This window comes from Stenotrophomonas sp. 22LJNL06-5-1 (assembly GCF_056861455.1).
In genome coordinates this window covers 43,500-56,090 of sequence record NZ_JBSPUE010000006.1, presented here as the reverse complement: position 1 = coordinate 56,090, position 12,591 = coordinate 43,500, and the positions used below count along the sequence as shown (strand labels likewise).

General features: G+C 63.1%; 15 protein-coding genes, 1 tRNA gene and 1 pseudogene. 4 read left to right on the top strand and 13 right to left on the bottom strand.

The genetic code is table 11. From position 1 onward, the window contains the following. Nucleotides 1–64: 64 nt before the first annotated feature. Nucleotides 65–1,321, top strand: coding sequence for an SGNH/GDSL hydrolase family protein (locus tag AC13GF_RS13825; RefSeq protein WP_483004980.1), 1,257 nt, complete (start codon nucleotides 65–67; stop codon nucleotides 1,319–1,321). 63 nt (nucleotides 1,322–1,384) lie between these two features. Here the strand turns inward: AC13GF_RS13825 and fur are convergent, their stop codons facing one another. Beyond that, the gene (gene fur / locus AC13GF_RS13820; protein WP_005409235.1) at nucleotides 1,385–1,792 is read right to left on the bottom strand and encodes a ferric iron uptake transcriptional regulator; all 408 of its coding nucleotides are present in this window, start codon (nucleotides 1,790–1,792) and stop codon (nucleotides 1,385–1,387) included. Between the two features lie 103 nt (nucleotides 1,793–1,895). On the opposite strand from fur, the gene AC13GF_RS13815 reads away from it, so the two are divergent. Next, complete coding sequence (locus AC13GF_RS13815) at nucleotides 1,896–2,288, top strand: outer membrane protein assembly factor BamE (protein ID WP_010484453.1); 393 nt, start codon at nucleotides 1,896–1,898, stop codon at nucleotides 2,286–2,288. Between the two features lie 36 nt (nucleotides 2,289–2,324). Here AC13GF_RS13815 and AC13GF_RS13810 read toward each other — a convergent pair whose 3' ends face one another. Both AC13GF_RS13810 and AC13GF_RS13805 read right to left on the bottom strand, forming a co-directional pair. After that, complete coding sequence (locus AC13GF_RS13810; protein ID WP_126930176.1) at nucleotides 2,325–2,582, bottom strand: RnfH family protein; 258 nt, start codon at nucleotides 2,580–2,582, stop codon at nucleotides 2,325–2,327. 3 nt (nucleotides 2,583–2,585) lie between these two features. Further along, on the bottom strand, nucleotides 2,586–3,011 hold the full coding sequence (locus tag AC13GF_RS13805) for a type II toxin-antitoxin system RatA family toxin (RefSeq protein WP_010484449.1): 426 nt from the start codon (nucleotides 3,009–3,011) through the stop codon (nucleotides 2,586–2,588). Between the two features lie 57 nt (nucleotides 3,012–3,068). On the opposite strand from AC13GF_RS13805, the gene smpB reads away from it, so the two are divergent. Next, on the top strand, nucleotides 3,069–3,572 hold the full coding sequence (gene smpB, locus AC13GF_RS13800; protein WP_010484447.1) for an SsrA-binding protein SmpB: 504 nt from the start codon (nucleotides 3,069–3,071) through the stop codon (nucleotides 3,570–3,572). After that, entirely contained in the window at nucleotides 3,569–4,015 is a 447-nt protein-coding gene (locus tag AC13GF_RS13795) for a GNAT family N-acetyltransferase (RefSeq protein WP_483004979.1), read from the top strand. Before smpB ends, AC13GF_RS13795 begins: the two co-directional genes overlap by 4 nt. A gap of 14 nt (nucleotides 4,016–4,029) precedes the next feature. On the opposite strand, the gene AC13GF_RS13790 is transcribed toward AC13GF_RS13795, so the two are convergent. The 10 genes and pseudogenes from AC13GF_RS13790 to AC13GF_RS13745 all read right to left on the bottom strand — a co-directional run bounded on the left by AC13GF_RS13790 (nucleotide 4,030) and on the right by AC13GF_RS13745 (nucleotide 12,344). Then, complete coding sequence (locus tag AC13GF_RS13790) at nucleotides 4,030–4,602, bottom strand: hypothetical protein (protein ID WP_126930175.1); 573 nt, start codon at nucleotides 4,600–4,602, stop codon at nucleotides 4,030–4,032. 140 nt (nucleotides 4,603–4,742) lie between these two features. Beyond that, nucleotides 4,743–5,174, bottom strand: a complete 432-nt coding sequence (locus tag AC13GF_RS13785) for a GNAT family N-acetyltransferase (RefSeq protein ID WP_483004978.1) — start codon at nucleotides 5,172–5,174, stop codon at nucleotides 4,743–4,745. A gap of 142 nt (nucleotides 5,175–5,316) precedes the next feature. Beyond that, nucleotides 5,317–6,351, bottom strand: a complete 1,035-nt coding sequence (locus tag AC13GF_RS13780; RefSeq protein WP_483004977.1) for a hypothetical protein — start codon at nucleotides 6,349–6,351, stop codon at nucleotides 5,317–5,319. Between the two features lie 382 nt (nucleotides 6,352–6,733). Continuing rightward, the gene (locus AC13GF_RS13775; RefSeq protein ID WP_483004976.1) at nucleotides 6,734–7,351 is read right to left on the bottom strand and encodes a hypothetical protein; all 618 of its coding nucleotides are present in this window, start codon (nucleotides 7,349–7,351) and stop codon (nucleotides 6,734–6,736) included. A 531-nt stretch (nucleotides 7,352–7,882) separates the two neighbouring features. Then, nucleotides 7,883–8,239 (bottom strand): BLUF domain-containing protein, encoded by a 357-nt coding sequence (locus AC13GF_RS13770; RefSeq protein WP_483005148.1) that lies wholly within the window; start codon nucleotides 8,237–8,239, stop codon nucleotides 7,883–7,885. Nucleotides 8,240–8,407: 168 nt separating this feature from the next. After that, a pseudogene (locus tag AC13GF_RS13765) lies at nucleotides 8,408–9,348 on the bottom strand (SOS response-associated peptidase family protein). 130 nt (nucleotides 9,349–9,478) lie between these two features. Then, the gene (locus AC13GF_RS13760) at nucleotides 9,479–10,156 is read right to left on the bottom strand and encodes a DUF4145 domain-containing protein (protein ID WP_483004975.1); all 678 of its coding nucleotides are present in this window, start codon (nucleotides 10,154–10,156) and stop codon (nucleotides 9,479–9,481) included. 454 nt (nucleotides 10,157–10,610) lie between these two features. Beyond that, nucleotides 10,611–11,579 (bottom strand): hypothetical protein, encoded by a 969-nt coding sequence (locus AC13GF_RS13755; protein ID WP_483004974.1) that lies wholly within the window; start codon nucleotides 11,577–11,579, stop codon nucleotides 10,611–10,613. A 14-nt stretch (nucleotides 11,580–11,593) separates the two neighbouring features. Further along, nucleotides 11,594–11,670, bottom strand: a tRNA-Met gene (locus tag AC13GF_RS13750). A gap of 182 nt (nucleotides 11,671–11,852) precedes the next feature. Then, a complete protein-coding gene (locus AC13GF_RS13745) occupies nucleotides 11,853–12,344 on the bottom strand; it encodes a hypothetical protein (RefSeq protein WP_483004973.1) in 492 nt (163 codons plus the stop codon). Between the last annotated feature and the right edge of the window lie 247 nt (nucleotides 12,345–12,591).

The window sequence follows — 12,591 nt, the reverse complement described above, 5'->3', positions numbered from 1 at the left end:
GCGCAGTCTAGTTCACAGATGAGCGCGGAATCACCATGGCGCTCCCTTCACCCAGGACCGCCCGATGAACCGCTTGCGCCTGCTCACCGCCACCGCCCTGCTCACCTTGTCCGGGGCCGGCGGCGCCTCATCTGCCCCGCACTGGGTTGCCAGCTGGCAGGCCAGCCCGCAACCGGTCTGGAGCGGGGAGTTCCTGTTCCCGACCCTGGTCCCGGCCGCACTGCAGGACCAGACCTTCCGCCAGACGGCGCGTATCAGCCTGGGCGCGCCTCGGCTGCGGGTACGGTTGAGCAATGCCTACGGCACCCAGCCGCTGCGGATCGGGGCGGCGAGCGTGGCCGCCCGGGTGGGGGATACACCGCAGCGACTGAGTTTCGGCGGCCAGCCCGGGGTACTGATCGGCCCCGGCCAGGAACAGCTGAGCGACCCGCTGCCACTGGCCACGAATGACCACCAGGCGCTGCAGGTCAGCGTCTTCGTGCCAGGGCCGACGCCGGTGCAGACGTTCCATTGGGAGGGTCGGCAGACCAGTTGGATTGCGCCCGGCGACCAGAGCCAGGCCCAGGCTCTGAGCGGGGCCAGCAGCACCACTGCCCGCCTGTTCCTGGCCGGCATCGAGGTCGAGGCCGCCGCCAGCGCACGCAGCGTGGTGGTGCTCGGCGACTCGATCACCGACGGCGCCACCGCCAGCCTCGACCAGGATCAGCGCTGGACCGACCACCTGGCCGCGCGTCTGGCACCGCGAGGCGTTGCCGTGGTCAACGCCGGTATTTCCGGGGGGCGGCTGCTGCGCGACGGCATGGGCGAATCCGCCCTGGCCCGCTTCCAGCGTGACGTGCTGGATCAGCCAGGCCTGGCCAGTGTGGTCGTGCTGATCGGCATCAACGACATCAGCTGGCCCGGCACCGCGTTCGCCCGGAACCAGGCCCGGCCCACGCTGACCGAACTGCAGGCGGGGTATCGCGCCCTGGCCGAGCAGGCCCGAAGCCGAGGTGTTCGGATCGTAAGCGCCACCCTGACACCGTTCGCCGGCGCCCTGCCCGGCACGCCGCTGGACGACTACTACCAGCCGGAGAAGGAAGCACTGCGCCAACAGCTCAATGCCTGGCTGCTCAGCGACAGCCCGTTCGATGCGGTGATCGACCTGGACGCGGCGCTGCGCGACCCGGCCGATCGGGCACGGATGGCGGCCGCTTACGACTCCGGCGACCACCTGCACCCGGGCGATGCGGGCAACCGGGCGATGGCCGAGGCGGTGGATCTGGAGATCCTGCTGGGTCGCAAGGGGTCAGAGCCCTTTCCTGAAGGGAAAGGGCTCTGACCCCAGCAACGAAAAACCCCGGGCAAGCCCGGGGTTTCGTCGCATCCAGCTGGCCGGAACGGCTTACTTGCGCTTCTTGCGCACGTACAGCACCAGCGAGTGCTCTTCCAGCTCGTAGCCGTGGTCGGCAGCGATCTTGCGCTGCAGCTCCTCGATCTCGTGGCTCTCGAACTCGATGATCTTGCCGCTGTCCACGTCGACCATGTGGTCGTGGTGGCCGCCACGGTCCAGCTCGTAGACGGCCTGGCCGCCTTCGAAATTGTGCTTGAGCACGAGGCCGGCGGCCTCGAACTGGGTCAGCACCCGGTAGACCGTCGCCAGGCCGATCTCGTCGCCATGCTCGAGCAGCTGGCGGTAGATGTCTTCGGCGGTCATGTGGTGCTGGGCATTGCGCTGTTCAAGCAGCGCCAGGATCCGCATCCGTGGATGGGTCACCTTCAGGCCGACTTTTCGCAGGTCGTGGGTTTCCATAGGTCTCCGTTCATTGGCGATTTAGCGCCAGCTGCCTCGGATTGGGTCGCGGTGGCACGCCGGGAGTGTATCATCGGTTTGATTTCCCCAACCGCCAGTCCCGATGCGCAATCTCCTGTTGGTCGCCGCCGTCGCCCTGTCCACCACCGGGTGCGGCATCATCTACAAGCAACCCATCTATCAGGGCAACCTGATCCGGGAAGATGCCGTGGCCAAGCTGCAGGTCGGGCAGAGCAAGCAGCAGGTCACTGCGCTGCTGGGCACCCCGTCCATTCCGGACCCGTTCCACGCCCAACGCTGGGACTACACCTCCAGCCAGCGCGTGAACCGCCTGGGCCGGACCGAGGTGAAGAACTTCACCGTGTTCTTCGACAATGACAACGTGACCCGCTGGGAAGGCGATTACTTCCCGGGTAACGACAAGGCCCTGGCCCAGCAGACCGTGCGCCAGTTCGGCCGCAATCTGCCGAAGGACAAGAAGAAGAAGGGTCGCTGACGCCCCCTGCCCGTCCTCGCGGACGGGCGGCAGGAATCAACCGCCGAGCGCGCGACGCCGGCGGTTGTCCTTGGGGTCGGCCTGCAACGGGCGTAGCAGCTCGATGCGGTCGCCATCCAGCAGTACCTGCTGTGGGCGCGCCAGTACCCCATGCACGGCCGCCGCCGGGCAGTCGGCACTGCCTTCCAGTGCAGCAGCGGCAATGGCCTCGGCCACGGTCGCGCCCTCGTCCAGCTGCAACCGGCGCGAGAGCACCTGCTGCGGCCAGGCCAGCACCACCTCGACCTCGATCATTGCTCAGGCCTCGTCGGCAACGCGGATGAAGTCGTTGACCATGCGGTCGGCCAGGCTCTGGAAGCCCAACGCCAGCGCCGGACCGAGCAGGCGCGAACTGGGTTCGAAGTCCAGGGTCAGGGTGACCTTGCAGGCATCTTCGGCCAGCGCATGGAACTCCCAGCGGCCGTGCAGCTGCTTGAACGGGCCATCGCGCAGCTGCATATCGATGCTGTGCGGGCGCTGCAGGGTGTTTTCAGTCTGGAACCAGGTGCTGAACGAGCCCAGGCCCAGGTCCAGGCGCGCCACCAGGCGGTCCTCGCCCTGCTCCAGGATCTGGGCAGCCGAACACCAGCGGAAACGGCGCGGATAGGCCTGGACATCATTGACCAGGTCGAACATGCGCGCGGCCGAATGTTCGACCAGGGCGCTGCGGCGGATAGTAGGCATGAATACAGGACGTTTCGGCAATCGACCGGGCGGGCCCGAATCGGAGACAATACGGAAATGAGCAAGAACAGCGGCAAGGATAAAGCAAAGAGCGCGACGGCCAACAAAACCATCGCGTTGAACAAGCGTGCCCGCCACGAGTACCACATCGAAGACCGCTTCGAAGCCGGCCTGGCCCTGCAGGGCTGGGAGGTGAAGTCGATCCGTGCTGGCCGCGGCAACATCGTCGACGCCTACGCCTACGTGAAGGATGGTGAGATCTTCCTGATCGGCGCGCAGATCACCCCGTTGATCCAGGCCTCGACCCATGTCGTGGCCAACGACCGGCGCGATCGCAAGCTGCTGCTGCACCGGAGCGAAATCGACAAGCTGGTGGGCAAGGTCGAGCGCGATGGCTACACGATCGTGCCCACCGCGATGTACTGGAGCAAGAACAAGATCAAGCTCGAAGTCGCGCTGGCCAAGGGCAAGCAGACCCACGACAAGCGCGATGCCGCCAAGGACCGCGACTGGGCGATCGAGAAGCAGCGCGTGATGCGTCGTGGTAACCGCGACGCATGATCACTCCCATCGGCGCCATGGTGACTGCCAGCGCCGATGAAACGCGCACGTTGTGCGCGCGCCTGCTGGCCTTCAACCAGGCCCACGGCGGCGATTCATTCGATGAGACTCCAGTCCGCCTGGCCTGGCATGACGAGCACGGCGCGCTGCGCGGCGGTGTGCTGGCCGACGTCTGTGCCGGCTGGCTGCAGGTGCATGTGCTGTGGGTAGACCCGGAACTGCGCGGGCAAGGCATCGGCCAGCGGCTGCTGGCGGAAGCAGAAGCCGTTGCGCACCGCCATGGCGCCCGCAGCGTGATGCTGGATACCTTCGACTGGCAGGCCGAAGCCTTTTACCTGCGGCAGGGCTACACCGTATATGGGCGACTGCCCGACTGCCCACCCGGTCATGAGCGGATCTACCTGCGCAAACCATTGCCTGGTTCCTGGCCGCAGCGGCTGTAGAAGCCGGCGGTCGGTCACCCCGCCAGCATGCCCTGCCTGCGCATCCGCGGCGCCAGCGCCGCGTGCATCACCGCCAGGTGCATCACCACCGCCAGCTCCGGCGCGTAACGGTCATCGCCCGAGCGCCACTGTTGGGCCAGGTTCGCGGCATCAGCCGGCAGCAACGCCAGCAGCTGGGCGTCGTCCAGTGCATCGGCCGCGCCCTGCAGCTGGCGCGCCATCTGTCGCGACTGCCACACGTGCACGCCAATACTGAGACTGGCCAGCGACATCAGCACCACGGCCAGCCCGTGCTCGAACCACTGCGACAGTACTTCTGGCCCCCACAGCAGGGCCGCCAGCACTGCCAGGCCCGGAAGGCGCCAACCCAGCCAATGGATGCGACCGCGCTGCGACCAGTGCACCACCACCGCACTGGCGACCAGTGCCGCCGCGGCCGTGGCCGGCAACTCAGTCACCCAGGTCGCTGCGAGCAGCACCGCCAGCACCGCCCAGACCCAGCCCGGCGGCAACGCGCGCCGCTGGTAATCGGCACCGACCGGCCCGATCAGCTGTCGCAGGCTGCGTTGTTGGCTTGCATCGGTCACCCACAGTCTCCGTGTCTGTCCTGGCCCGGATGGTCGTCGCCAGTGTGTCGCAAATTCGTGCCCACGAAGTTAGCAATCCGCTATGACAGGCGCTCTACAACAAGTTGCGGATTGACAAGACGCGTGGGCGGCGACTGCGCTCACCCCGCTGACAGATCCTTGCTGAGGAACACCCTGCAGGTACCGGTCGGGTCGCAAGGCACCCGACCGAATTCGGTCCATCCGTGCTTCACATAGAAGTCCGGTGCCTGGAAGCTGAGGGTGTACAGCACGCCGGAACGGCAACCGCGCCGGCGCGCTTCATCCTCTGCGGCCTTCAGCACTCGCGACCCCAGCCCGTTGCCGCGGTAGGCCGCTGGCAGATGGAACAGATCCACGAACCACAGGCCCAGCGAAGTCCGCCCGGTAAGGCCTCCCACCACCCTGCCACTGGCTGGATCGGTGACCAGTACCGCCAGCGTGCGCCGATCGGCGTAACCGGCAGCGTCAAGATTGAACTGATCCAAGCCAGCTCCAATCACCTCCAGCGCTTCGTCGCTGGGTGCATCCGTTACTGCAACGTCAAGCGTCATGGCGTCCTTCCACTGGTTCCACTTCAGGAATCTGGATGCTATCAAGCCTGCCCGCCCCTACGCCGGCCCGCTCCAACCTTCGGCGCTATTGCGGCCTGACTTGAGCACAGACCGATGCCGCTGCCTTCAACAACGGATCGGCCTACAGCCCTGGTGCAGGACCTGTTGCCGGGAACGCTGCCGCGAGGGCCTTCGCCGCACGGTCTGCATGTGGCTGGATGTACCAGGACGATTCAGCCGACAGCATGCCACCGCGCACCTCATGCTCGAACCGATACTGTCCCCAGTAGATCGCCAGGGGCTCTTCAAGGGCGTTCAACGGGTTGCGTAGCGTCAACGCGGCTGGACAGAGCGCGGCAAAGGCTTCGGCCAATACCTGGCGCTGCGCCGGCGGCTGCCAGGCAGAAAGAAAGTGGCTGTACTCGTGCATCACGATCGGCGCCCAGTCTTCTCCGGCATCGAACGTCGAGAACAGAAAGATGTATCCGCCCCGCAGCTTTGCCTGGGTCTGCGCCGCCTCCGGCCACCACAGGAAGCGCACCTGGAACGTGGGTGCAGCATCGACATTGAAAAAGGCCCTCATCTGGCCCGCGAGCTCTCCGACCCGCCAAGACCCCAGTTGCCGGACAAGCTCGTTCTGCTGCGCACTGAAAGGCATCTGCCCAGCCAACAGCTGCCGCGCACGCGGGACGAAGCGTGCGTAGTACTGCCGCAACAGCACTTGATCTCCCCGGCTCTGGTCAGCAATCGCTGCCTCCGCGGCGATATCGAATGAGCCTGCGACCAGGAAATGGCCGGCATAAGGATCCCCGTCACGGGTATCCGCGCCAGCGAACAGCCGGTCGGCAAGCGCGGCCGTCGCCTCATGGTCCTGTGCCAAGGCAGAAGTGCGCCGGCGGAAGGCCGCGTAGGCGGCGAGCAGCGCGCGGTCCCGCCCGTCCAGACCAAAGCGCTGCTGCCAGGCCTTCTGGTAGAGCGACGAGGTGTATCCCGGCAACCAATCCGGCAGGTTGTCGAGCAGATTGAACAGGTCCAGCGAAGGGCTGTAGCCCACCTCCACCGTCGGGCGCGGAGATTCAGTCGCTGCGATGGGCCACGCCTGCATCGCCAGAACGGCTGCGGCAAGCGCACCTGCCCATCCCAGCCGCATCTTGCCGGGGCTGACGGAAACGGCCATGAGACCCCCGTGGAGTAGCGTCCGGAAATTCGAGCACGGCTTCCCGAGGGATGGCAACGTGCCAAACAGCAGGGGGCCAGACGGTCACCCGCGTGACTGTTCAGGAAGATTGCCGTAACATCCGTGTCGTTGGGCAGGGTCAGTGTCAGCTTTTTTGCCGGCATTGGCCCCAAAGCCTTGCAATGCTTGAAGAAACCGGGGGTGCATTGTCCCCGTGGCGCCATCGGCGCCGGTTTCTAAGATGCAGAAATAATGAAGCCCATCAATGCCTTAGCTTGATGGGCTTTTTCGTTCATAGCTGCCACATGGGCAGAAATGGGCATGCGTTGGCAGCAACTTGCCAGCTTTCTTGCCAGCTTTTGAAGCTGGCAACCCGCACCACTCACTGCGCGGGCGGCGCACCGAGCTGCTGGTTCTCGTCCTCGAGCTGCTTGATGGTCTCTCCCATCAACCGTTGGAGATTGCCGTGAAGCCGCTCAGCTTCGCGCCAAAGATCCCATGCTTCGGTAGCCGAATCTGCACGCAGCGCCTCCCAAAAAGCACCCATAAACATGTTGAGTTGGCCCGCAACATCTGCAGTATGAAGTCGCACCGATAGAGGCGATAGTTCAGCCGCCAAGCGGTTTAACTCAACATCCAAATATGAATCAACAGTCGCCCGATACCAGCCCTCTCCTTCCGGTCGAGCATGGGTTTTCGCAACTCGCATGTTTCTGCCCGCTTGCAGCAGATTGACTACGATCTTCTGTAATGCGATCAGATTCGCCCGCTCTGCATCTACTCGCCGTGACCGGAGTTCATCCCAGCGAAGCTCCCTGCGGAGAGCAGCTTCTGCCTTGCGCCGGCTCTTCTCGGTGACGTAATCCTGGAACCACTTCAACACGAAGCCTAGGATCAGCGTGATCACGGGCACCAGCCACTTCCAATCGAAGGCGCCACCTGCGGCTGCAGTAGTCGCCGGCGTAGCATTCGCGGCCGCCACGAAAAGAGCTTCCAGCATATTCAGATCCCCTGTGTCCTCAGGCTATCTTGCCTGAACGATTTGCTGAATTGATCAAATCGCCGATTTGAGCAAACCGGCGCTGCAGCGCCCATGCAGACTACTCGCCTTCCATTCGAGGAAATGGCGGCTTCAAGGCGTCCCTGGCCAGACGATTGCCCCGGATCGCATTTCGCCACTCCACGATCTTTGCCACGTCGTCCCGCAGCCTCGCCTCGTGCCTCGTCACCCAGAGCTCGGCGCCGGCGCGGCCCTGCTCGTAGCTGGTGCATTTCCGACATGGTCCGCTACCAGGACCATGCCGATGTCGATCAAGGTGCGCGACCCAGATGCCATCATCGACACGCTCGGTCATGGACAAGACCCAGACGCCCTGGCAGGCAATCACAGTCAGGGGATCGTCCGGCCTGCTGGCAGAGCGTGTGGTCCAGTAGAAGGAGTCGGCAAGCGGCATGGGCGGCAGGATACGAATGGCGGTCGCAGCGGCTGCGATTGTGAGCAATCTAGTGCTCTATCGCTCGCGGGAGGCGTCTATGCCGTTTCTGCGAATGGCTCCGCCACCGCGACCAGCATCTCCATCGCGGTTGCCGGTGGTACCTGGTCTTGGCCTCGCTGCAGAAACCCCGTCCAGTCTGCACCTACCAACTGCACGAGCTCCGGCGGGGACACGGGGATGCAACGCATCGGCCAGTACGGCAACCTGCGCTGACCCACACGACCGCGGGCGATCTCGATCAGGTTGCAGTGGCTCGTCGCGCCGGCCGCCCTGGAGAATGCAACATCCAGCCCGTCCGACGGACCCTCCATATAGCTCAGGAACCTGCGCCCGTCGAAGAGAGTCACCCCGGTGACGCCGGCCTGACGGTTGAATTCAGACGCATTCCCCATGATTTCAGACAGGCGACGGCCGCCAACCCCATCGCACGCTTCACTCACCAAGACCACGGCCCGATTTGGCACGGCACGCACTCCTGAACATGGACCCAGAATGCAAGCCGTGGAAGTGTTGAAGATGCGTCTAGATCGCGGGCATCCGGTGACAGCTTCCTGAACTGCTCAGGCTGCCAGCCGGTGCTCGTAGAAGGGGTGCCGCTTGTCGTCGAAAATCCGGTAAAACGCGTCCAGGTCTGCCGGATCCGGATTGAGCCAAGCGTCGACATGCTCGGGCTTGATGTTGATGATCGTCCGATCGTGACCTGCCGCGGCGACCTCGGGCTCGGGATCGTCTGTGATCGCGGCGAAGGACAACAGGTCCGGCTCTTTCCCTGCGGGGTGGGTCCAATGCGACCACAGGCAGGCCACCAGCATCGGTTCGCCGGTTCGCCGGTGCGCGGGGTGAACTGCACCACCTGGTTATTGCCGTCCGGACCTTCCACGTTCTCGTAGAACGTCTCCACCACCATCAGCCCGTGGGTGTGGCCGAATGCCGGCACCCAGAATTTCTCCAGGCTATCCCGGCGCGCGTTGTAGGTGCCCGGGAAGCGCTGGTCATAGTTCGCAGGCTTCCCGGCCAGGCGGCACTGATAACGCATGGGTTTGATGACCAGCTTGCCGCCCTCGGAAATGATCACCGGGGCGTAGACCCCAGGGAAGATCCGGCTGTCGCGGTCCTTTGGTTCGGACCGCTTGAGGTCGGCCAGCTTGGCCAGGGCACGTTCGATCTTGTTGCCGGCGATCCGAACGTCCTCCCGGGCCTTCTTGGTCTCCTTCACCTGCAGCGCGCGCTCCGCGTCCACCAGGCGTTTCCGGTTGGCGAACAGCTCCTGTTCCAGGATGGCAGCCTCGGCCTGGTTCCACCGCTCCACCTCAGCCCATACCGCCAGCTCGGCCGGGCTCGCTCCGGCGCGGAACGCGTCATCCATCGCCTTCGGCGTCTTCGGCCGCTTCTTCCCCGGGTCGTGAGCGTACAGCGTTGCGAACTCCTGCAGGGACAGCGTGGCGCCGGTCATGCGGACCAGCTTCTGGTAGGCAGCGGTGATCTGGGCGGAATAGCACATGGCCGAATTTCAGCACACTGCCTCCAAGGCGCGGTGAGGACATTCTCACGACAGAGCCATCCAGAAATCATAGCGGCTCATGCCCTCTCTCAAAGCTGCTGACGCCAGACTTCGCATTCACCGCATTCATTCACGACAACTTGCCGCCACCAACGATTAGCGCCTCTGCCAATGCAGCCGCCTTCTCCTTCCTTTTACCGAAGGACGCGTCGAGTACGTATTCAAAAATCTCAAAGCAATCTAACAGCGCGTTGCGCTCAACGTCGCCACCATGAGATCCCAAATTTCCAACCACCCGCAACGCATTGAAGATTGTCTTATGGACAGCATCACCCTCTTCAAACAACCTAATCCTGGAGTTCAAATCAAGGTATCTTTTAGAATTATTCCGCTTCCGCGGAACTTGGAAATGATCCAGAAGACATTCCAATGCCGCTCGAAGGTGATTTGCTGAGGATCGGCGATCTGCCCAATAATTCCAGCTGGCTTGCCGGAGGCTCTTAACCACAGACTCTGGAACGCCGTCGGGCACTCTCACAATAGACAGCGGCGGATTGAAACACTTTGGATCCAGAAACCATTCCCATTCAGAAGGACCAATAGGCGTTCCGTCGTCTTCAATATCGCCCGGGTTATTCGACCAAGAAACATCTCCCAACACAGCCACAACTTCACCACAAGCCTGACGATCACAGATCAACATCACGTTGAACTTTGAAACTTCATGATCAGGATCCCACCAATCCTCACCAGCCTGCAGTTTCGAGTATTCGGCCTCAAACTTCTGGAGCGTCTCCCGCCTCGCCATGAGAACTCCGGCCCCACATGTCGGGCACGGAAAAGCTGGAAAATTTCCTTCGAAATATGATCCCCACAAGATACTACGATAAGCGTCCATACCCTACATATTCCCATTACTCTTCGATCAATAGATTCTGATGAAAGAATGAAAAATATTCAATCAGCGTTTGCTTGAAGTAGATCCCCCATCAGTCTAAGGGCAAGCCTCTCGCGATCTGGGTCACGCTGATCAAAGGGACCGCCGAAGCGGCCCTTCTAGATCATAGATCCGCAAGTCCCAGCCTTCTCCGTAAAGCTGCGACGAGCACGATTGAGGTCCGCACCAATGCATGTTGGTCGCGGGTCAGCTGGTCATACATCTCCAGCAGCTCCGGGGGAATCTGCCCCACGCGGCCTGCCTTGAAGGCCTCCATCGACACCACCTGAGCCTTATGGCGCTCCCCTTTTGTGGTTGAGGCTGATCACGCGTCGGCAATCTCGCCCTGGAAGCTGAAGTTCTGAGAACAGGAACTGGATTTACTGCGGCCACTGGAGACGGTTGCGCCGTAGTTGACGGCGCTCATCGTGCTGGCAGCCAACTGGCTCGAGATCTGCGCCTTCGCGCGCTGGATCTCGCCCGACTGGGACAGCAAGCCGAGCATCTGCTGGATCCGCATCTGCGCGTGCTGCAGCTGGGCCTCGACCGATGCTCGCTCGCGCGCGAGGCCGAGCTCGAAACTGCGGTCGGCGGCCGCTGAAGCCACTTGCTCCACGCCTGCATCGGCGCTGTAAATACGAGCCTTCGCGTCGAAGGCTTGGCCCACGGCCGCCAGGCGAGCACGTTCACCGCTCAGGGTGGCGTCCCAGCGGGCGATGCCGGCGCGCCAGACGTCCAGGTTCACACCGTGCTGCGCCATGCGCAGGCGCTCCGCCTCGAACTGCATGTTGTTGCTCGCCGCCCAGGCATCCACGCGCTTGGCGTTGGCATCGACCAAACTGCGATACAGGTCCGCCCGCTTGCCCTCTCCCTCTACGCTTGCCGTGTAGCCCTGCCATTCGGCGACGTGGGCACGCCAGCGCGCCTCGTAGGCGTCGACCTGGGCGCGGTACTTGTCGATGCCGAACCGATTGATGTCGGCTTGGACCTTCACCGCCTCCACTCGGGTGCGGTAGAAGTCGGCCAGGGTAGTCACGCCACGAAGCTGGGACTCGTACAGGCGCACCCGCTGCTCGTTGATTTCACCCCGAGCGCGTTCGCCTTCGATCTGGGCGCGGAAGACCTCGACCTTGGCCAGCTCTGCCTGGATGCGATCCCGCAGGACCTGGGCATCAGTCTGGTAGGCCTGCAGGCGCGCGTTGAAGACCGAGATCCTGGCATTCAGCACTGCGATGACGGTCTCGCGCTGGAACGTCGCCGCCTGCAGCAGCACCTTCTGCTCTTCGGTGGCCATGACTACCGGCCGTTTGGTAGCGGGAGGTGGATTCGAACCACCGACCTCGTGGTTATGAGCCACGCGAGCTGCCGGACTGCTCTACCCCGCAAACAAGAAGGCCGCTGATCGACCAGTGGACTCCCACGTCCTGGTCAATCAACGGCCTTTGAACTGAGGCGCCCATAAGAACGCCCACTGTAGGAATTCAAACCTACTTTCGGTTCCCGAGGCAACTGCGGTTCCTCATGAGGAAGAAATCTTCCTCATGAGGAACAACTGAGGTCAGCTAGATTAACGTTGCGCCTTCATCATGGCGAAGTCCTTCAATGCGGCCTCCGCCCTTTCGACGGCAGACTTCAAGGCAGCTGCCGCTGGATCAGTGCCCTCCCCGCTTGCCTGAATCCAAGATTCGGATTCGCTCAACTTCTGGAAGGCATTGTCGTAAGCAGCCACGTTCTGGTCGGATGGAAATCTATCGAGCAAGGCTGCTTGGCGGATAACCCATGCTTGGCGCTGTGCTGCATTCGTTGCCTCATGACGAACGCGACGGAGTACGGCCAGGACATCTTCAACACCAGCTGCGGCCTCCTGCCCGAGCACGGCTCTCACACGGTAACGAATCGCTTCCAGCTGAGTAGCAGTCTCGGCGTGCATCTGGTACCGAACCTCAACGACACCGAAATGCTTCCTTCTCTCGAACGCTTCCTCGGACTCGTTCTCTCCGCGTTCGACCTTCCTCATTTCAGAGGTAAAAATCCAGGCCTGTCGCATGTGGTCGATCACGTCTCGTAACCGATAGACCAAGCTCAGTGCTTCCTCCGCAAGGACTTGGTGCCTGGTTGCCTGTAGCTGCCTCCGCCATGCATTGACCCCAATCAAGGCCGCGCCGGCCGCAGCGATTGCGGAGACGCCTTGGAACATTGAACCCACTGCGGCCCAGTCGACGTCGAGCGCCCAGCACCCCATGCTCTCCCCCTTGCGGCAGACGCCGCGCCTTCCATGAAGGCACGGTATGCGCCCCCCCCTAACA